The sequence below is a fragment of the Streptomyces sp. B6B3 genome (assembly GCF_039871525.1).
Lineage (GTDB): Bacteria > Actinomycetota > Actinomycetes > Streptomycetales > Streptomycetaceae > Streptomyces.
Window position 1 is genome coordinate 21,846 of sequence record NZ_JBDPLU010000008.1, and the last position, 22,590, is coordinate 44,435.

Below are 22,590 nucleotides of genomic sequence, written 5' to 3' on the forward strand. Positions count from 1 at the left end.
GGACCGCACCCCCAAGTCGCTAACGAGGAAAGGTTCCGCACCATGATCCCGGCCTCCTTCGCTCAGCAGCGCCTGTGGTTCCTGCACAAGCTGGAGGGACTGTCCGCGACCTACAACATGCCGCTGGTGCTGCGGCTGTCCGGCGAGCTGGACGCCGAGGCGCTGCGGGCGGCGCTGGGCGACGTGGTCGGGCGGCACGAGTCGCTGCGGACGGTGTTCCAGGAGGTGGACGGCCAGCCGTACCAGCAGATCCGCACGGTCGAGCGACTCGACCTGCCGTGGGAGCGGCGGGAGGTGGCCGAAGACGGGGTGGCAGGCGCGGTGGCGGAGGCGGTCAGGTACGCCTTCGACCTGGCCGTGGACATTCCGATCCGGGCCTCGCTGATCCGGGCCGGGGCGCGGGAGCACGTGCTGGTGCTGGTGCTGCATCACATCGCGGCAGACGGTTGGTCGTTGGGTCCGCTGGCGCGGGATCTGGTGGCGGCGTACGAGGCGCGGTGCGCGGGGCGCGCGCCCGGCTGGGAGCCGTTGCCGGTGCAGTACGCGGACTACACGCTGTGGCAGCGCGAGCTGTTGGGCGACCGTGAGGACCCGGACAGCCTGTACGCACGGCAGTTGGCGTACTGGCGGGAGCAACTCGCCGGTCTGCCGGAGGTGGTCGAGCTGCCCGCCGACCGGCCGCGGCCGGCGGTCGCCTCGTACGCCGGCGACGTGGTCCGGCTGGGCTGGGACGCGGAGCTGCACGCGGCGGTCGCGGAGCTGGCGCGGGCCAACGGCGCGACGGTGTCGATGGTGTTGCAGGCGAGCCTGGCGGCGCTGTTCACCCGGTTGGGTGCGGGGACGGATGTGCCGATCGGGTCGCCGATCGCGGGTCGCACGGACGAGGCGTTGGACGAGCTGATCGGCTTCTTCGTCAACACCTGGGTGCTGCGGGCGGACACCTCGGGCGATCCGAGCTTCGCCGAACTGCTGCGCCGGGTGCGGGAGGCCAGCCTGGCGGCCTACGAGCACCAGGACATCCCGTTCGAGAACCTCGTCGAGGTGCTCAACCCCGCGCGGTCGATGGCCCACCACCCGCTGTTCCAGGTGTCGCTGGCGCTGCAGAACAACGCGGAGCCGAGCTTCGAACTCCCCGGCCTCCGGGTGCGTCCCGAGTCGGTCTTCATGGGCACGTCGCGCTTCGACCTCTCGCTCTTCCTGCGGGAGAAGCTGTCCGACGACGGGAGGCCCGCCGGCATCGCGGGCTCCGTCGAGTACGCCACCGACCTGTTCGACGCCGCCAGCGTGCACGCGCTGCTGGACCGCTGGCAGCGGCTGCTGCGCCAGCTGGTCGCCCGGCCGGCGGCGTCGATCGGCCGGGCGGAGCTCCTGACCGCGACCGAGCGGAAGCAACTCGCCGAATGGGCGGGCGCCGGGACCGGCCCCGACGCCGAGTTCGCGGGCTCGCTTCCCGAGCTTTTCGCGCGGCGGGTGGCGGAGTCGCCGGAGGCGGTGGCGCTGGTGGCGGGCGACCGGGCGTGGTCGTTCGCGGAGTTGGACGCGTGGGCGAACCGGATCGCGCACCATCTCGTCGGGCGGGGCGTCGGGCCTGAGCGGCGGGTGGCGTTGCTGCTGGAGCGGTCGCCGGTGTTGGTGGCGGCGATCCTGGGCGTGGTGAAGGCCGGCGGGGTGTATGTGCCGATCGACCCGGGCCATCCGGAGGAGCGGGTCGCGTACGTGCTCGCGGACGCCGAGCCCGTCGTGGTGCTGGATCAGGCGTGGGCGCGCGACGCCGACCTGTCGGGACTGCCGGCCACGGGTCCGGAGATCGCGGTGCGTGCGGAGAACTCGGCGTACGTGATGTACACCTCGGGTTCGACCGGGCGGCCGAAGGGCGTGGCGGTGGCGCACGGGAACGTCGCCGGTTTCCTGTGCAGCATGGCGGAGTTGGGCTTCGATGGGCGGAGTCTGCTGGCGACGACGACGATCGCGTTCGACATCGCGGGTCTGGAGCTGTTCCTGCCGCTGGTGACCGGCGGGTGTGTGGTGTTGGCGGACGATCGGGCGGCGAAGGAGCCGCGGGAGATCCTGCGGCTGGTGGAGAAGCACGCGGTGTCGGTGGTGCAGGCGACGCCGAGCCTGTGGGGCGAGGTGGTGGCCGCGGCCGACGACGAGCTGTCCGCAGTCGATGTCCTGGTGGGCGGCGAGGCGCTGCCCGGGGACCTGGCGCGTGAGCTGGTGCGGCGCGGCAGATCGGTGACCAACGTCTACGGGCCGACCGAGGCGACCATCTGGTCCAGCTTCGCCCCTCTCAACGACGACGCTGCCGCTCCGACCATCGGCGCTCCGTTGTCGAACACCCGGGTTTTCGTGCTGGACGCGGGGCTGGGCCTGGTGCCGCCCGGGGTGCCGGGGGAGTTGTACATCGCGGGCGAGGGCGTGGCGCGCGGCTACGCCGGCCGGGCCGGGCTGACAGCGGGCAGGTTCGTGGCGTGCCCCTTCGGAGGACCGGGCGAGAGGATGTACCGGACCGGGGATCTGGTGCGGTGGGATGCGGCCGGCCGGCTGGTGTTCCTCGGCCGGGCGGACGACCAGGTCAAGCTGCGTGGCTTCCGGATCGAGCTCGGCGAGATCGAGGCCGTGCTCCGCGAGCGGGACGATGTGGCCCAGGCCGCCGTGGTGCTGCGCGAGGACCGGCCCGGCGACCGTCGGCTCGTCGCCTACCTCGTGCCGGCGACCGGCGTTGACGAGGCGCGACTCGTCGCCGAGGCGCGGGACGGCGTGCGGGCCCGCCTGCCGGAGTACATGGTGCCCTCGGCGTTCGTCGTGCTGGCAGGGCTGCCGTTGACCGCGAACGGCAAGCTCGACCGCAACGCGCTGCCCGCCCCCGACTACACGGCCGGCCAGGGGCAGGGCCGCGCCCCGCGCACGCCCCGCGAGGAACTGATGTGCGGGCTGTTCGCCGAGGTGCTCGGCCTGCCGGACGCGAGCGCGGTGACCATCGACGACGGCTTCTTCGACCTCGGCGGGCACTCGCTGCTCGCCACCCGGCTGGTCAGTCGCGTCCGCACGGTGCTCGGCGCCGAACTCCCCGTCCGCGCCGTGTTCGAGACGCCCACCGTCGCGGAACTGGCCGACCGCCTCGCCGACCGGGACGCCGGCCAGGCGCGCCCCGAGTGCGCGACCGCGGCCGTACGGCCCGAGCCGCTGCCGGTGTCGTTCGCCCAGCAGCGGCTGTGGTTCCTGCACCGGCTGGAGGGGCCGTCGGCGACGTACAACATCCCGCTCGCGCTGCGGCTGTCCGGTGAGCTGGATGCCGAGGCGCTGCGCGCGGCGCTCGCCGACGTCGTCGGGCGGCACGAGTCGCTGCGCACCGTCTTCCAGGACGTCGACGGCCAGCCGTACCAACGCGTCCTCGGTCCCGACGCATTCCAGCTGCCCTGGCAGTCGCGGTCCGTCACCGAGGACCAGGTGGCGGGCGCGGTGGCCGAGGCCGCGCACCAGGCGTTCGACCTGGCGGTCGACCCGCCGGTCCGCGGCACGCTGCTCCGTACCGGCGGCGCGGAACACGTGCTGGTCGTCGTGCTGCACCACATCGCGGCGGACGGCTGGTCCGTCGGCCCGCTGGCGCGCGACCTGATGGCGGCCTACGCGGCACGCCGCGCCGGCCGGGCCCCGGACTGGGCGCCGCTGCCCGTCCAGTACGCCGACTACACGCTGTGGCAGCGGGAACTGCTGGGCGACCGGGAGGACCCGGACAGCCGGTACGCGCGGCAGCTCGCCTACTGGGCCGAACAGTTGGCCGCCCTGCCCGAGGCGATCGAGCTGCCCACCGACCGGCCGCGCCCCGCCACACCCTCCAACTCCGGCGCGTCCTTCCGCTTCCGGTGGGACGCCGAGTTGCACGGCGCGGTGACCGCGCTGGCCCGGGCCAACGGCGCCACCGTGTCGATGGTGTTGCAGGCGAGCCTGGCCGCGTTGCTGACCCGGCTGGGTGCGGGCACGGACGTGCCGATCGGGTCGCCGATCGCGGGTCGCACGGACGAGGCGTTGGACGAGCTGGTCGGCTTCTTCGTCAACACCTGGGTGCTGCGCGCCGACACCTCCGGCGACCCCACGTTCGCGGAGCTGCTCGGCCGGGTCCGCGAGGCCAGCATCGCCGCCTACGAGCACCAGGACATCCCGTTCGAGCACCTCGTCGAGGTGCTGAACCCGGCCCGGTCGATGGCCCACCACCCGCTGTTCCAGGTGTCGCTGGCCCTGCAGAACGAGGCCCTGCCGACCCTGGAGGCGCCGGGACTGACCGTCGCGCCCGAGCCGGTGACCATGCGCACCTCGCGGTTCGACCTGGCCTTCTCGCTCCGCGAGGGCCGCGACGGGGACGGCGGGCCCGCCGGGTTCGCCGGCGTCGTGGAGTACGCCACCGACCTCTTCGACGCGGACACCGTCACGGCTCTGCTGGACCGCTGGCGGCGGCTGCTGCGCCAACTGGTCACGGAGCCCACCCGTCCCGTCGGCCGGCTGGACACGCTGACCGCCGACGAGCCGTCGCGCCTGCTGCGCTGGGGCGCCGGCGTCACCGCCGACGCCGTGCCGGCCTTCGCGCCGCACGAGACCCTGGCCGAACTGTTCGCCCGCCAGGTGGCGCGGGCGCCGCGGGCCGAGGCGCTGGTGGCGGGCGACCGGTCCTGGAGCTACGCGGAACTGGACGCGTGGGCGAACCGGATCGCGCGCCACCTCGTCGAACGCGGGGTGGGCCCCGACCGGCGCGCTGCGCTGCTGCTGGAGCGTTCCCCCCTGCTCGTCGCGGTGCTGCTCGGCGTGGTCAGGGCGGGCGGCGCGTTCGTGCCGATCGACCCGGAGTATCCGCGCGAGCGGGTGGAGTTCATCCTCGCCGACGCCGCGCCCGTCGTGGTGCTGGACGAGGCGTGGGCCGAGGACTGGCGGCGGCCGGAGGGACCCGAGCCGTCCCGCTACCCGGCTACCGACCCGGGCGTCGCCGTGCGCCCGGAGAACGCCGCCTACGTGATGTACACCTCGGGCTCCACCGGCCGGCCCAAGGGCGTCGAGGTCACCCACGGCAACGTCGTGGACTTCGCCCTGGACGGCGGCTTCGCCGAGGCGCACGACCGGGTGCTGTTCCACTCGCCGCACACCTTCGACGCGTCGACGTACGAGCTGTGGGCGCCGCTGCTGGCCGGCGGCACCGTCGTGGTGGCCGAGCCGGGCCGGATCGACCCGGCCGCGCTGGCCCGGATCATCCGCCGCGAGCACGTGACCGCCGCCGGCATCACCGCGGGACTGTTCGCCGTGCTGGCCGAGGAGCAGCCGGACTGCCTCTCCGGCGTCTCCCGGGTGTTCACCGGCGGCGACGTGGTCTCCCCCGACGCGGTGCGGCGCGCCATGGAGGTCTGCCCCGACCTCGTCATGGTGCACTCGTACGGGCCCACCGAGACCACCACCTTCGCCATGTGCCACGTCATGCACACACCGGCCGAGGTCACGCACCCGCTGCCGCTCGGTGCCCCGCTCGACGGCTGCGACGTCTTCGTGCTCGACGCCGGACTGCGGCTGGTGCCGCCGGGTGTGCCGGGCGAGCTGTACATCGCGGGGCGCGCCCTGGCGCGCGGATACGTGGGGCGCGCGGGCCTGACCGCGGAGCGGTTCGTGGCCTGCCCGTTCGGCACGCCCGGGCGGCGGATGTACCGGACCGGGGACGTGGTCCGCTGGGACGCCGCCGGCCGGATGGCGTTCCTCGGACGCGTCGACGACCAGGTGAAGGTGCGCGGGTTCCGCATCGAGCCCGCCGAGATCGACGCCGTGCTGAGCGAGCAGCCCGAGGTGGCGCGGGCCGCCGTGCTGCTGCGCGAGGACCGCCCCGGCGACCGGCGCCTGGTGGCGTACGTGATCCCCGAGGCCGGCGCCCGGGGCCCGGCGCTGCCCGCGCTGCTGCGGGAGCGGGTGGGCGCGCGGCTGCCGGACTACATGGTGCCGTCGGCCGTCGTGCTGGTGGACGCGCTGCCGTTGACGGCGAACGGCAAGCTGGACCGGGCCGCGCTGCCCGCCCCCGACTACGGGTCGGGCGAGGGCGGCGGCCGGGCGCCGCGGTCGCCGCGCGAGGAGGTGCTCTGCGGGCTCTTCGCCGAGGTGCTGGGCGTCGGCTCGGTGACCATCGACGACGGCTTCTTCGAGCTCGGCGGGCACTCCCTGCTGGCGACTCGGCTGGTCAGCCGGATCCGGGCCGCGCTGGACGTCGAACTCCCGCTGCTGACGATCTTCGAGGCGCCGACGGTCGCCGGGCTCGTCGAGCGGCTCGACGGCGCGGGCGACGGGTCCGCCGACGGCCGGCCGCGGCTCGCCCCGGCGGCGGCGCGCCCCGACCTGCTGCCGGTGTCGTTCGCCCAGCAGCGCCTGTGGTTCCTGCACAAGCTGGAGGGCCTGTCCGCGACCTACAACATCCCGCTGGTGCTGCGGCTGTCCGGCGCGTTGGACGCCGACGCGCTGCGCGCCGCGCTGGGCGACGTGCTGACCCGCCACGAGGCGCTGCGGACCGTCTACCCCGAGCGGGACGGGCAGCCGTACCAGCGGATCCTCGCCGCCGACACCCTCGATCTGCCGTGGCAGCGGCGCCCGGTGGCCGAGGCCGACCTGGCCGGCGCGGTGGCCGGGGCGATCCACCACTCCTTCGACCTCGCCACCGAGATCCCGCTGCGCGCCACGGTGTTCGAACTGGGCCCGGACGACCGCGTGCTGGTGCTGGTGCTGCACCACATCGCGGGCGACGGCTGGTCGATGGAGCCGCTGGCGCGCGACCTGATGGCGGCCTACGCGGCGCGCGCCGCCGGCCGGGCGCCGGACTGGGCGCCGCTGCCGGTGCAGTACGCGGACTACACGCTGTGGCAGCGCGAGGTGCTCGGCGACCGCGAGGACCCGGACAGCCGCTACGCCCGGGAGCTCGCGTACTGGCGGGAGCAACTCGCCGACCTGCCCGAGGCGATCACGCTGCCCACCGACCGGCCGCGGCCCGCGGTCGCCTCCTACCGGGGCGACACCGTGCGGTTCGCCTGGGACGCGGAGCTGCACGGCGCGGTGACGGCGCTGGCGCGGTCGAGCGGCGCAACGGTGTCGATGGTGCTCCAGACCAGCCTGGCGGCGCTGTTCACCCGGCTGGGCGCCGGCACGGACGTGCCGATCGGGTCGCCGATCGCGGGCCGCACCGACGAGGCGTTGGACGAGTTGGTCGGCTTCTTCGTCAACACCTGGGTGCTGCGCGCCGACACCTCCGGCGACCCCACGTTCGCCGAACTGCTGCGGCGCGTCCGGCGGACCAGCCTCGCCGCGTACGAGCACCAGGACGTGCCGTTCGAGCATCTCGTCGAGGTGCTCAACCCGACCCGGTCGATGGCCCACCACCCGCTGTTCCAGGTGATCCTGGCGCTGCAGAACAACGCGCACCCGAGCTTCGAACTGCCCGGGCTGCGGGTCCGCCCGGAGCCGGCGTGGACGGACACCTCGCGGTTCGACGTCTTCGTCTCGCTCCTGGAACGGACCAGCGAGGACGGCGGCCCGGCCGGCCTGGTCGGCGTCGTCGAGTACGCCACCGACCTCTTCGACGCCGCCAGCGTCGAGACCCTGCTGGACCGCTGGCAGCGGCTGCTGCACCAGCTGGTCGCCGCGCCCGGGACGCGAGTCGGCCGGGCCGAGATCCTGGCGCCGGCGGAACGGGACCTGGTGACCGACTGGGGCGCCGGCGCGGGAGTGACCGGGGCGGGCGCCGCGTTGCCGGAGCTCTTCGCCCGGCGGGTGGCGGCCTCGCCGGAGGCGGTGGCGCTGGTGGCGGGCGACCGGTCCTGGAGCTACGCCGAACTGGACGCGTGGGCGAACCGGATCGCGCACCAGCTGATCGAGCGGGGCGTCGGGCCCGAGCGGCGAACGGCGCTGCTGCTGGAGCGTTCGCCGGCGTTGGTGGCGGCGATCCTCGGCGTGCTGAAGGCCGGCGGCGCCTACGTGCCCGTGGACCCGAGCTGGCCGGCGGAGCGGGTGGCCCTGCTGCTGGCCGACGCCGAGCCAGTGCTCGTGCTGGACGAGGTGTGGGCCGCCGAGGAGTTGGGCGACGCCCACCCCGCCGGCGCCCCCGCGGTCGTCGTGCGTCCGGAGAACGCGGCGTACGTGATGTACACGTCGGGCTCCACCGGCCGGCCCAAGGGCGTGGAGGTCACCCACGGCAACGTGGCGGATCTGGCCCTGGACGGCAGCTTCGGCGAGGCGCACCGGCGGGTGCTGTTCCACTCGCCGCACACCTTCGACGCCTCCACGTACGAGCTGTGGGCGCCGCTGCTGGGCGGCGGCACCGTCGTGCTCGCCGAATCTGGCCGGCTGGACCCGGCCGTGCTGGCCCGCACCGTCGCCGAGGGACGGGTGACGGCGCTGTGGCTGACGGCCGGCCTGTTCTCGTTGATGGTGGAGGAACGCCCCGACTGCTTCGCCGGCGTCGCCGAGGTGTGGGCCGGCGGCGACGTGGTCCCGCCCGAGTCGGTCCGCCGGGTGACGGCCGCGCATCCGGGCCTGACCGTGGTGAACGGCTACGGCCCGACCGAGACCACCACGTTCGCCACGCGCCACTTCGTCGCCGCGACGGACCTCGACTCCCCGTCGCTGCCGATCGGTTCGCCGATGGCCGGCAGCCGGGTGTTCGTGCTGGACGCGGCGCTGCGGCCGGTGCCGCCCGGCGTGCCCGGGGAGCTGTACGTCGCGGGCGGCGGACTGGCGCGCGGCTACGTGGGGCGCGCCGCGCTGACCGCGGAGCGTTTCGTGGCGTGTCCCTTCGGAGGACCGGGCGAGAGGATGTACCGGACCGGGGATCTGGTGCGGTGGGATGCGGCCGGCCGGTTGGTGTTCCTCGGCCGGGTCGACGACCAGGTCAAGCTCCGCGGGTTCCGCATCGAGCCCGCCGAGGTCGAGGCCGTGCTGCGGGAACGGGACGACGTGGCCCGGGCCGCGGTGGTGCTCCGCGAGGACGCCCCGGGCGACCGCCGCCTCGTCGCCTACGTCGTACCGGAGTTGGCGGTGGCCGCCGACGAGGTCGAGGAGCAGGTGGAGGAGTGGCAAGAGGTCTACGACGTCATGTACGGCGAGGCCGGCGGCGCGCTCGGCGGTGACTTCACGGGGTGGGAGAGCTCGTACACCGGTGAGCCGATCCCGGTGGGGGAGATGGAGGCGTGGCGGGATTCGGCGGTGGGTCGGATCCAGGAGTGGCGGCCCCGCCGGGTGTTGGAGATCGGCGTCGGGTCCGGCCTGTTGCTGGCGAGGATCGCGCCCGAGTGCGAGGCGTACTGGGGCACGGACTTCTCCCGGGTGATGGTGGAGCGGTTGCGCGCCCAGGTGGCGAGGGCCGACTTCGGCGACCGGGTGGAGCTGCGCTGCCAGGGCGCGGACGACGCGTCCGGGCTGCCCGAGGGCTTCTTCGACACCGTCGTGCTGAACTCGGTGGTGCAGTACTTCCCCGACGCCGAGTACCTGGAGCGGGTGCTGGACACCGCGTGGCGGCTGCTGGCGCCGGGCGGTCGGATCGTCGTGGGCGATGTGCGCAACGCCCGGACCGTCCGCCTCTTCTGGGAGGCGGTGCACCGCGCCCGGTATCCGCGGGACGGTCAGCGGGCGGTGCGGGCCGCGGTGGAGCGGGCGGTGCTGCTGGAGAAGGAGCTGGTGGTCGACCCCGGCTTCTTCGCGGTGTGGGCCGCCCGGGTCGATGCGGGTGGTGTGGACGTCCGGTTGAAGGAGGGCGGGTACCGCAACGAGCTGACCCAGCACCGGTACGAGGTCGTCCTGCACAAGGGCCCGGTGGAGCCGGTGGATGCCGGCCGCGCGTCGGCCGTGGTGTGGGCGGGCCCGGAGACCCTGGAGCGGTGGGCCGGCGAGCCGATGCGGATGGCGGGCATCCCCAACGCCCGGCTGGCCGGGGAGACGTCCGGTGCGGCGGACCCCGAGGACCTCAGGCGCTGGGGTCGGGAGCGGGGGGTGACGGTGCTGCCGACGTGGTCGGCCGAGGCGCCGGACCGTTTCGACGCCGTCGTGCTGCCGGGCCTGGTGCCCGGGCGGGTGGTGACGGGCGTGTACGAGCACCCCGCCGACACCCGGATGCTGACCAACACGCCGGCGGGTGCGCGTGCGGCGGGTCGGCTGCCGTCGGTGCTGCGGGAGCGGGTCGCGGAACGGCTGCCCGAGTACATGGTGCCGGCGGCGGTCGTCGTGCTGGACGCGCTGCCGTTGACGGCGAACGGCAAGCTGGACCGGGCCGCGCTGCCGGCGCCGGACTACGTGGCCGGGCAGGCGGGCGGCCGGGCGCCGCGGTCGCCGCGCGAGGAGGTGCTCTGCGGCCTGTTCGCCGAGGTGTTGGGCGTCGGTTCGGTGACCATCGACGACGGCTTCTTCGAGCTCGGCGGGCACTCCCTGCTGGCGACCCGACTGATCAGCCGGATGCGCGCGGTGCTGGGCACGGAACTCCCGGTCCGCGCCGTGTTCGAGGCACCCACCGTCGCCCAACTCGTCGAGCTCATCGACGGAGACGAGGCGACGGCCGACGCGGACGACGTGCGCCCGAAGCTGGTGCCGATGCGGCGGCCCGCCCTCCTGCCCGTGTCGTTCGCCCAGCAGCGCCTGTGGTTCCTGCACAAGCTGGAGGGCCCGTCGGCGACCTACAACATGCCGCTGGCCCTGCGGCTGTCCGGCGACCTCGACGCCGACGCGCTGCTGGCCGCCGTCCGCGACGTGCTGGGCCGCCACGAGGCGCTGCGGACCGTCGTGGAGGAACGCGACGGCGAGCCCCACCAGCGGATCCTCCCCGTCGACGACGTGGTGCTCCCGTGGGAGCGGCGCCGGGTGGCCGAGGACGAGCTGGCCGGGGCGCTGGACGAGGCGGCGCACGAGACCTTCGACCTGGCCGCCGACATCCCGCTGCGCTGCCGGCTGTTCGACGTCGGCGCGCGGGAGCACGTGCTGCTGCTGGCGCTGCACCACATCGCCTCCGACGGCTGGTCCATGGAGCCGCTGGCGCGGGACCTGATGACCGCGTACGAGGCGCGGTCCGCCGGCCGGGCGCCCGCCTGGGAGCCGCTGCCGGTGCAGTACGCGGACTACACGCTGTGGCAGCGCGAGCTGTTGGGCGACCGCGAGGACCCGGACAGCCGGTACGCGCGGCAGTTGGCGTACTGGCGCGAACAACTCGTCGACCTGCCCGAGGCGATCGAGCTGCCCACCGACCGGCCCCGCCCCGTGGTCGTCTCCTACGAGGGCGAGACCCTCCGCCTGGACTGGGACGCGGAACTGCACGCCGCCGTCGCGGAGCTGGCCCGCGCCCACGGGGCCACGGTGTCGATGGTGCTGCAGGCCGGCCTGGCCGCGTTGTTCACCCGGCTGGGCGCCGGCACGGACATCCCGCTCGGCGCCCCCATCGCCGGCCGCATGGACCAGGCGCTCAACGACCTGGTCGGCTTCTTCGTCAACACCTGGGTGCTGCGCGCCGACACCTCGGGCGACCCCACGTTCGCCGAACTGGTGGGGCGGGTCCGGGAGGCGAGCCTGGCGGCCTACGAGCACCAGGACCTCCCGTTCGAGCATCTGGTGGAGGCCCTCAACCCGGCGCGTTCGACCGCCCACCACGCCCTCTTCCAGGTGTCGCTGGCCCTGCAGAACACCAACCGGCCCAACTTCGAGCTGCCCGGGCTCCAGGTGAGCCCGGAGCCGCTGACCCAGGACGCGTCGCCGTTCGACCTGTTCCTCTCCCTCGCCGAACGCACCGCCCCCGACGGCACGCCGGCGGGCATCGGCGGGATGGTGACGTACGCGACCAGCCTCTTCGACGCCGGCACGGTGGAGACCCTGCTGGACCGCTGGCAGCGGCTGCTGCGCGAACTGGTCGCCGCGCCCGGGACGCCGATCGGCCGAGCCGGGATCCTCGCCCCGGCGGAGCTGGTCCGGCTGGACCGCTGGGGCACCGGGGAGGGCGTGCCGGGCGCGTCGGACACGACGGTGCTCGAACTCTTCGCCCGCTGGGTGGCCGAGACGCCCGACGCGGTGGCGCTGGTCGCGGGCGACCGGTCCTGGAGCTACGCCGAACTGGACGCCTGGGCGAACCGGATCGCGCACCATCTCGTCGAACGCGGGGTGGGCCCCGACCGGCGGGTGGCGCTGCTGCTGGAGCGCTCCGCGCCGCTGGTGGCCACGCTGCTGGGCGTGGCCAAGGCGGGCGGGGTCTACGTGACCGTGGACCCCAGCTGGCCGGAGGAACGAGTGGCGCTGCTGCTCGCGGACGCCAACGCCGTCGTGGTGCTGGACGCGGCGTGGATGGAGGAGTTCCCGCACGACGCGGACCCCTCCGGACTCCCGGCCACCGACCCGGCCACCGACCCGAGCGCCGATCCGGGCGTGGCCGTGCGCCCGGACAACGCGCTGTACGTGATGTACACCTCGGGCTCCACCGGGCGCCCCAAGGGCGTGGAGATCACCCACGGCAACACGGCGACCATGGCCCTGGACCGCTGCTTCGCCGGCATGGCGCCGCGACGGATGATGTTCCACTCGCCGCACACCTTCGACGCCCTGACCGTCGAGATGTGGGTGCCGCTGCTGGGCGGCGGCGCGATGGTGGTGGCCGAGACCGGCCGCGTGGACCCCACCGCGCTGGCCCGGACCATCGTCGAGCACGAGGTCTCGGCGCTGTGGCTGACCTCGGGGCTGTTCTCGTTGATGGTGGAGGAGCAGGTCGAGTGCTTCGCCGGCGTCGCCGAGGTGTGGACCGGCGGCGACGTGGTCTCCCCCGAGTCGGTCCGCCGGCTGCGGGCCGCCTACCCGGCGCTGACCGTGGTGAACGGCTACGGCCCGACCGAGAACACCGTCTTCGCCACCCGCCAGTTCATCGGGGACGCGGAGCTGGCGGCGCCGTCGCTGCCGGTCGGCTCGCCGTTGGCGGGCAGCCGGGTGTTCGTGCTGGACGAGGCGCTGCGGCTGGTGCCGGCGGGCGTCGCGGGCGAGCTGTACGTCACGGGTGACGCCATGGCGCGCGGCTACGTGGGCGCGGGCCTGACCGCGGAGCGGTTCGTGGCCTGCCCCTTCGGCCCGCCCGGGACCCGGATGTACCGCACCGGCGACGTGGTCCGCTGGGACGCCGCCGGCCGGCTGGTGTTCGCCGGCCGCGCCGACGACCAGGTCAAGCTCCGCGGCTTCCGCATCGAACCCGGCGAGATCGAGGCGGTGATCCAGGACCACGCGGGTGTGAACCGGGCCGCCGTGGTGCCGCGCGAGGACCGTCCCGGCGACCGGCGGCTCGTGGCCTACGTCGTGCCGGAGCCGGGCGTGGCCGGCGAGGAGCTGCCGGCGGCGCTGCGCGAGTGGGTGGCGGAGCGGATGCCGGAGTACATGGTGCCGGCGGCCGTGGTGGTGCTGGACGCGCTGCCGCTGACCGCCAGGGACAAGCTGGACCGGGCCGCGCTGCCCGCCCCCGACTACGGGACCGGCGAGGGCGGCGGCCGGGCGCCGCGCACCCCGCGCGAGGAGGCGATGTGCGGGCTGTTCGCCGAGGTGCTGGGCCTGCCGGACGCGAGCGCGGTGACCATCGACGACGACTTCTTCGAACTCGGCGGCCACTCCCTGCTGGCGACCCGGATGGTCAGCCGGATCCGCGCCGCGCTGTCCGTGGAACTGCCCGTCCGGGCGCTGTTCGAGTCGCCGACCGTCGCCGAACTCGCCGCCCGACTCGGCGATGAGCCCGACGCGCCCGACGCGCCCCAGGCGGCTCCTGCAGCTTCGGCGGCGCCGCTGCGGCCCGCGCTGACGCCGATGGCACGACCCGACGATCTGCCGGTGTCGTTCGCCCAGCAGCGGCTGTGGTTCCTGCACCGGATGGAGGGCCCGTCCGCGACCTACAACATCCCGCTCGCGCTGCGACTGTCCGGCCGGCTCGACGCCGACGCGCTGCGCGCCGCGCTCGGCGACGTGCTCGCCCGGCACGAGGCGCTCCGGACCGTGTTCCGGGACGTCGCGGGACAGCCGTACCAACGCGCCCTGCTCCCGGAGTCGTTCGACCTGCCGTGGGAGCGGCGCCGGGTGCCGGAGGCCGAGCTGCCGGCGGAGGTCGAACGGGCCGCCCGGCACGCCTTCGACCTCGCCGCCGACATCCCGGTGCGCTGCTGGCTCTTCGAGGTGGACGCCGAGGACCACGCCCTCGTGCTGGTGCTGCACCACATCGCCGCCGACGGCTGGTCGATGGGCCCGCTGGCCCGGGACCTGGTGGCGGCGTACCGGGCACGGTCCGCCGGCCGGGCGCCGGACTGGGCGCCGCTGCCGGTGCAGTACGCGGACTACACGCTGTGGCAACGGGAGCTGCTCGGCCGGCGGGAGGACCCGGACAGCCTGTACGCGCGGCAGTTGGCGTACTGGCGGGAGCAACTCGCCGACCTGCCCGAGGCGATCGAGCTGCCCACCGACCGGCCCCGGCCGGCCCGGGCGTCGCACGCCGGCGACGTCGTGCCGTTCGGCTGGGACGCGGAACTGCACGCGGCGGTCGCCGCCCGGGCCCGCGCCCACGGCGCCACCGTGTCGATGGCGCTCCAGGCCAGCCTGGCCGCGCTGTTGACCCGGCTGGGCGCCGGCACCGACGTGCCGATCGGCTCGCCCATCGCCGGCCGCACCGACGAGGCGCTCAACGAGCTGGTCGGCTTCTTCGTCAACACCTGGGTGCTGCGCGCCGACACCTCCGGCGACCCGAGTTTCGCCGAACTGCTGCGGCGGGTCCGGGAGGCGAGCCTGGCGGCCTACGAGCACCAGGACGTGCCGTTCGAGCATCTCGTCGAGGTGCTGAACCCGGCCCGGTCGATGGCCCGCCACCCGCTGTTCCAGGTCTCGCTGGCCGTGCAGAACGACGCGGATCCCGGCTTCGAACTGCCCGGGCTGCGGGCCCGCCCCGCCCTGGTCAGCACCGGGACGGCGCGGCTCGACCTGCACCTGGCGCTCAGCGAGCGGTTGGCCGACGACGGCACCCCCGCCGGTTTCGCCGGGCTGGTCGAGTACGCCACCGACCTCTTCGACCGGGACACGGTGACGACGCTGGTCGCCCGCTGGGAGCAGCTGCTGCGCGCCCTGGTCGCCGCGCCCGACGCGCCGCTCGGCGAGGCCGAGATCCTCACCCCGGACGAACGCGCCGCGCTCGCGGCGTGGAGCACCGGCGGCGACGCCCTGCCGGACCGGGCCGCCTCCCTGCCCGAACTGTTCGCCCGCCGGGTGGCGCGGTCGCCGGAGGCCGTCGCCCTGGCCTCCGGCACCGACTCGTGGACGTACGCCGAACTCGACGCCTGGGCGAACCGGATCGCGCACCAACTGATCCAACGCGGCGTCGGCCCCGAGCTGGGGGCACCTCCCGGGCCCTCAAGGGCCCGGGGGAGGGTGGCGCTGCGGCTGGAACGCTCCCCGGTGTTCGTCGCCGCCGTCCTCGGGGTGGCCAGGGCGGGCGGCGCGTTCGTGCCCGTGGACCCGGCCTACCCCGAGGAGCGGGCGGCGTTCATGCTCGGCGACGCCGCGCCCGTCGTGGTGCTCGACGAGGCGTGGGCGCGCGACGCTGACCTGTCCGACCAGCCGACCACGGACCCCGGGGTCGCCGTCCGCGCCGACCAGGCCGCGTACGTCATCTACACCTCGGGCTCGACCGGCCGACCCAAGGGCGTCGAGGTCACCCACGGCGCCGTCGGGGCGCTCGCCGCGGCCCAGGTCGCGGGCTTCGGCGTGGGGCCGGGAGACCGGATCCTGCAGTGGGCCTCGCCCAGCTTCGACGCCGCCGTCTCGGAGCTGGTGGTGAGCGTGGCGGCCGGCGCCACCCTGGTGTCCCGACCGGGCGGCCGGCTGGTGGGCCGGGAGCTGGCGGAGGTGCTGCGGGACGAGCGGATCAGCCACGTCACGCTGCCGCCCTCGGTGCTGCGGACCCTGGACCCGACGGGCCTTCCCGACCTCACGGGCCTGGTGGTCGCCGGCGAGGCGGCCTCGGCCGAGGTGCTGGCGGCCTGGCTGCCCGGACGCCGGGTGCTCAACGCCTACGGGCCGACCGAGACCACCGTCTGCGCGGCGATGAGCGAGCCGCTGACCGGCCGGGACCCGGTGCCGCCCATCGGCGTCCCGCTGCCGGACACCCGGGTTCTCGTACTGGACGCGGCGCTGCGCCCGGTGCCGCCCGGCGTCGCCGGCGAGCTGTACGTGGCCGGGGCGCAGCTCGCCCGCGGCTACGCGGGCCGGCCCGGGCTGACCGCCGAGCGTTTCGTGGCCTGTCCCTTCGGTCCGCCGGGCGAACGCGTGTACCGGACCGGGGACGTGGTCCGGTGGGACGCCGAGGGCCGGCTGGTGTTCCTCGGCCGGGCCGACGACCAGGTGAAGGTGCGCGGCTTCCGCGTCGAACCGGGCGAGATCGAGTCCGCGCTGCGCCGGGTCGCCGGCGTCCGGCAGGCCGCCGTCACCGTCTGGGAGCCGCGGGAGGGCGACCGGAGGCTGGTGGCCCACCTGGTGCCGGACGAGCGGGCGGACCTGGACGAGTGGGCGGTCCGCCGCGCGGTCGCCGCCGAACTGCCGGACCACATGGTGCCGTCGCACGTCCGGCTGCTGCCGGCGCTGCCGTTGACCCCCAGCGGCAAGGTGGACCGGCGCGCGCTGCCCGCGCCGGAGCCGGGCGGCCGGGCCGCCGGCGGCCGGGGCGCGGCGGCCGAGTCCGCACTGGAACGCCGGGTCGCCTCCGTCTGGACGGAGGTGCTGTCGGTCGACGAGGTCGGGGCCGAGGACAACTTCTTCGACGTCGGCGGCAACTCGCTGCTCCTCGCCGCGCTGCAGTCCCGCCTCGAGGCGGCGCTGGGCCGGCGGCTGCCGATCTTCCGGCTGTTCGAGTTCCCCACCGTCCGCGGCCTGGCCCGCTGGCTCGACGGCGAGTCCACCCCGGCCGCGGGCCCCGCGGGCCGCACCGGGACCACCCCGCTGTCCACCGGCGGCCCGGCGGGGACCGCGGGGCCCGGGGACGCGGGCGACGACGCCGATCCGATCGCCGCCCGGGTGCGGCGCGCGAAGGCGGCGCGCGGCGGGGGACGTTCACGCGGTGCTGAGTCACGCGGTGCTGAGTCACGCGGTGCTGAGTCACGCGGTGCTGAGTCACGCGGTGCTGAGTCACGCGGTGCTGAGTCACGCGGTAGTTCTTCACGAGAGGGCGACGAGTGATGGAAGACGCCATCGCCATCATCGGCGCGGGCTGCCGGATGCCGAGCTCCCCCAGCCTGGCCGCGTTCTGGCGGAACCTCAGGACGGGCACCGACATGCTCAGCCGCTTCGGCCCGGGGGAGCTGCGCGCCGTGGGCGTCCCCGACGGGCTGCTGCGGCACCCGGAGTTCGTGCCCGTCCGGGGCGTGGTGCCGGGCGGCGAGGCGTTCGACTGGGACCACTTCGGCTACAGCCCCGGCGAGGCCCGCACCATCGACCCGCAGCAGCGGGTGTTCCTGGAGGTCTGCCTCGCCGCCCTCCAGGACGCCGGGGTGCGGCCGGCGAACCACCCCGGCTGGATCGGGGTCTTCGCCGGCTGCGACTCGCCGCTCAGCGCGTTCGACGCCGCCGAGGACACCAGCCTGCTGAACCGGGTGCTCGGCACCGACAAGGACTTCCTCGCCACCCGGGTCGCGTACAAGCTCGGGCTGCGCGGCCCGGCGATCACCGTGCAGACCGCCTGCTCCACCTCGCTGGTGGCCACCCACCAGGCGTGCCAGAGCCTGCGGAACTACGAGTGCGACGTGGCGCTGGCCGGCGGCAGCACGCTGGTGCTGCCGCAGCCCGGCGGCTACGTCTTCGCCGAGGGGCACGTCATGTCCCGGGACGGGCGCTGCCGTTCCTACGACGCCGACTCCACCGGCACCGTGCCCAGCCACGGCTCCGGCGCCGTGGTGCTGCGCCGGCTCGCCGACGCGCTCGCCGACGGCGACCGGATCATGGCCGTGCTGCGCGGCTCCGCCGTCAACAACGACGGCAAGGACAAGATCGGCTACACCGCGCCCTCACTGACCGGGCAGCGCGACGTGATCCGGCTCGCCCTGGGCCAGGCCGAGGTGGACCCTGCCGACCTGACCTACGTCGAGGGGCACGGCACCGCGACGCAGCTCGGGGACCCCGTCGAGGTCGCGGCACTCACCGCGGCGTTCCGCTCCGCTACCGACCGGGTCGGCTACTGCTGGCTGGGCTCGGTGAAGAGCAACATCGGGCACACCAGCGCCGCGGCCGGCGTCGCCGGCCTGATCAAGACCGCGCTGATGCTGGAGCACCGCGAACTGGTGCCGACGCTGCACTTCTCCCGGCCCAATCCGAAGCTGGAGCTGGAGACCTCGCCGTTCCGGGTGATCACCGAGACCCGGCCGCTGCCCGACGACCGGCCCGCGCTCGCCGGCGTCAGCTCGTTCGGCATCGGCGGCACCAACGCGCACGCCGTGCTGGAGAGCCCGCCGCGCCCGGTGTCCGGCAGCGGCCCCCGGGTGTTCTGCCTCTCCGCCCCGTCCGGCGGCGCGCTGCGCCGGGCGCGCGCCGAACTCGCCGACCGCATCGACCCCGCGGGCGAGGGCGCCGCCGCGCCCGACCCGGTCGCCGCCGCCTGGACCCTGGTGCACGGCAGGACCGCGCAGCCGCACCGGGTGAGCGTCGTCGCCGAGGACCTCGACGCCGCCGCCGCGGAGTTGCGCGACGAGGCGGGCCGACCGGGCACCCACGTCAGAGCCGACGTGCGGGCCGCCTTCGTCTTCCCGGGCCACGGCGCCCTCTACCCCGGCGCCGCGGCCGCCGCCTACGCAGAACTCCCGGTGTTCCGCGAGCTCTTCGACGAGGCCATGGGCCGGGCCAGGAGCGCCTGGGACGTCGACCTCAGCGTCGCGCTGCGCCCGGACGCGGACGAGGCCGCCGCCCGGGACAGCATGGTCCAGCAGATCGCGCTGTTCGCCCTCTCCTACGGCCTCGGCCAGCAGCTGCTCGCCTGGGGGGTGCGGCCCACCGCGCTGCTCGGGCAGAGCCTCGGCGAGTACGCGGCCGCCGCGCTGGCCGGCGTCTGGGACCTCCGTGCCGGCTTGGAGCTGGTGGCCGCGCGGGCCCGCGCCATCGAGCGGATCCCGCCGGGCCGGATGCTCGCCGTCTACGCCGAACACGCCGACGTGGCGGACCTGTTGGCCGGCAGCGACATCGCGGTCGCCACCGAGGGTCCCGGCCAGCTGGTGCTCTCCGGATCCGCCGACGCCATCGAACGGCTCACCGGCGACCTGACCCGCCGGTCGCTCGACAGCACCCTGCTGCGCGCCCCCGCCGCCGGCCACACCGAGCAGATGCGGCCGGTCGGCGACGCGCTGCGCACCGCACTCGCCCGGGTGCCGTCCGGCGTGGCCGAGCTTCCCGTGGTGTCCAACCTCACCGGAGACCTCGTCGATCCCGAGCGGCTGCGCGACCCCGACTACTGGTCGGACCAGATGTGCCACACCGTGCGGCTGGCCTCGGGCATGGGCGCGTTGCTGGCCACCGGATGCGACGTGGTGGTCGAGGTGGGGCCCGGACAGCTGCTGACCGGCGGGCTGCGCCGGCATCCGGACTGGACGGACGCCCATGTCGGCATCCCGCTGCTGGGCCGCTCCGCCGAACCGCGGCGCGGCACCCTGTTCGACGGGCTGGGCCGGCTGTGGGCGGCGGGCCTCCCCGTCGACTGGGAGCCGCTGTTCACCGAGCGCCCCACCACGTGCTCGCTGCCGCCCGTGCCGTTGGACTCCCGGCCGCTGCCCACGCGGCCGGCGAGGCCCGCCCCGCGGGACGTTCCCGCCGGGATGGTCGTCTACGGCGAGACGGCGGCCCGGGCCGCCGAACTGGCCGAGGAACTCATCGCCGCCGGCACCAGGGTGACGGCCGCGCTCAGCGCCCACGCCCCCGACCCCGAACCGGCCGCCCCCGCGGTCGCCAACGCCCTGACCTGGCCCGCCGACGACCGGCCCAGGATCGCCGACCGGCCCGACCTGACCGACGCGCTCGACGCGTACGCCGCCGGCCTGGCCGGCCGGTTCGTCCGCGACGCGACCGGCCTCGGCGCGAACGGCGACCACGCCACCAGCAGGAGCGACCTCGCCGCCGCGCTCGACCCGGAACGGCGGCTGCCGGCCCTGGCCGGATACCTGGTGACGCTGCTGGTCGAACAGGGTTGGCTCACCGGCCCGGACGAGCGCCTCACAGCGGTCGACGACCTCGACGAACGGGTACGGGCGGCGCTGGGCCGCGCGGCGGAACTGGGCGAGCTGGCCGGCGTCCGCCGGCTGCTGGAGCACTGCGTCGCCGGCTACCCCGACGTCTTCGCGGGCCGCGTCCCGCCCGCGGACCTGCTCCGTGGCGGCGACACCCCGCCGCGCGCCCACCTCGCCGACAACGAGGTCGCGTTCGGCGACACCGCGACCTGCCTGGCCGCGCTGCCCGGCGCGCTGACGGCCTGGCGGGCGAGCCGGGCGGGCCGGGCCGACCGGACCGGCCAGCCCGACGGGCCGTTCCGGGTGTTGGAGGTCGGGGCCGGTCACGGCGAGTTGACCTGGCGGCTGGCCCCGGCGCTGGCCGGCACGGGACCGCTGACCTACGACGCGACGGACGCCGACCCGGCGCGGGTGACCGCGCTCCGGGAGGAGGCCGAACGGCGCGGCGAGACGTCCGTCCGCATCCGCGCGTTCGACCTGACCGCGGACCCGGCCAGCGTCGGCCTCGTGCCGGGCAGCTACGACCTCGTCGTCGCCTGCGACACGGTGCACCTCGCGCCCTCGGCGCCCGCCGTGCTGCGGAACCTGGGCCGGCTGGTCCGCAGGGACGGCGTGCTCTGCCTGGTCGAACCCGTCGCCACCGACCGATGGGCGCCGCTGGTCTGGGGTCTCGCCGGCCCCGGTGGGGAGCCCGCGGACCCGGACGGGGACCCGGACGAGGGCGCGCGCCGGCCCGGACCGCCGGACGCGGCCGGCTGGACCAAGGCGTTCGCCGAGGCCGGCTTCGCCTGCGTCGCCGCCAGTCCCGCCGAACGAGCCGCCGCCGCCGTGCTGGTCGCCGGCCTGGCCGACCCCGACCGGTTCCGCGACCCGCAGCACGAGCTCGCCCGCCAGACGGTCACCATCCAGTTCCAGCCGGCGACCCCGCCGACCGGGACGCCGACCGGGGTGACCGCCCCGAGCCCGGCCGCCGAGCCGAGGCCGCCCACCACGTTGGCGCGGCAGGGCGCGGCCGGCCAGCTGGCCGAGCTGTGGCGGCGCACGCTCGGCGTCTCCGCGGCCCACCCCGACGACGACTTCTTCCGGCTCGGCGGCGAGTCCCTCGCCCTCGTCCAACTCCTCGGCAAGGTCCGTGAACTCACCGGCGTCCGGGTGGCCCTGGCCGACCTCGTGGCCTCCCCCACCCTCGCCACCCTCACCCACCTCGCCCTGCCCACCGGAGCAGAGCCGGAGAACGACTCACGCACCGGCCCGGACGCCGGAGGCGACCCGTCCCCCGGGCCCGCGGGGGAGACATCGGCTCGCGGCGACGTCACCGCGCCCGATACCGGCCCGCACGGACCCGCCGGGCCGGTGCCGGGCACCGGAGTGGGGCCCGGCGGAAACGCCGGAGCCGCTCCCGGCGCGGAACCAGCGCCGCGCACCGGCCCGACCGCGGGCCTGGCCCGCAGGGCCGAGCCCGGAACGGAGGGCCGATCCGCCACCCGCCCGGCGCGCGGCCTCCTGCCGCTGCACCTGCCGGCGCAAGCCGGTGCGCGGCTGCCAGCGCAAGCGAACCCGCGGCCGCCGCTGTTCCTCGCCGCGCCCGGCACCGGCACCTCGCTCTGCTACCGGAACCTCGCGCCGCTGCTCGGCGCGGACCAGCCGGTCTACGGGCTGGAGGCGGCGGGGCTGCACGACGACGCGGAGCCGTTCGACCGGTTCGAGGCGGCGGCCCGCCACAACCTTGCGCTGCTGCGCTCCGTGCAGCCGCACGGCCCGTACCGGCTCGGCGGCTGGTCGCTCGGCGCCATGGTCGCCCACGAGATGGCGCGCCAACTCCTCGCCCGGGGCGAGCGCGTCGAGCCGCTGCTCTTCGTGGACGGCTTCCTGCCGTACACCTGGGGCCTGCCGCTGGGCGTCCGGCCCGCGCTGCTGGCCGGCACCCTGATGTCCCGCGCGCAGACCGCGCTGCCGTTCCTGCGGCCCCGGCACGTGGCCGCCGGCCTGGAACTGGCCGGCGTGCGGCCGGAGAACGCGGACCCCGCGGGCGGGCCGCTGGCGCATCTCGGCGAGGAGTACGTCCGGGTCTACCACGCCAACGTGCGCGCCCTGCTGCGTTATGTGCCGCGCCCGGTGGACTGCGGCGCGGTCGTCTTCAAGGCCGGACTCACCCCGCGCTCCCGGCGCCGGCTGCTGCGCTCCGCCGCCCCGCTCTACCGGGACGGCGTGCGGGCCGTCGCCGTGCCGGGGGACCACTGGTCGGTGCTCGACCCCCGGTTCGTCGGGGCGCTCGCCGACCGGATGCGCGCCGCGCTGGAGTCGCGGCCATGACCGCGCGGACGCGAGCGGGACGTCCGCCCACCCG

General features: G+C 75.5%; 2 protein-coding genes. Both read left to right on the forward strand.

Translation table 11 applies throughout. The features are described 5' to 3' along the window. Positions 1–42 precede the first annotated feature (42 nt). Entirely contained in the window at positions 43–17,217 is a 17,175-nt protein-coding gene (locus tag ABGB06_RS18065) for a non-ribosomal peptide synthase/polyketide synthase (RefSeq protein ID WP_347590522.1), read from the forward strand. Continuing rightward, positions 17,217–22,556 (forward strand): beta-ketoacyl synthase N-terminal-like domain-containing protein, encoded by a 5,340-nt coding sequence (locus tag ABGB06_RS18070; RefSeq protein ID WP_347590524.1) that lies wholly within the window; start codon positions 17,217–17,219, stop codon positions 22,554–22,556. The genes ABGB06_RS18065 and ABGB06_RS18070 overlap by 1 nt, the downstream gene beginning before the upstream one ends. Positions 22,557–22,590: the final 34 nt, after the last annotated feature.

What these genes read in the sequence shown, in the direction of transcription:
- ABGB06_RS18065 (WP_347590522.1), top strand. Translation starts at nt 43, where the DNA reads ATGATCCCGGCCTCCTTCGCTCAGCAGCGCCTGTGGTTCCTGCACAAG.
- ABGB06_RS18070 (WP_347590524.1), top strand. Translation starts at nt 17,217, where the DNA reads ATGGAAGACGCCATCGCCATCATCGGCGCGGGCTGCCGGATGCCGAGC.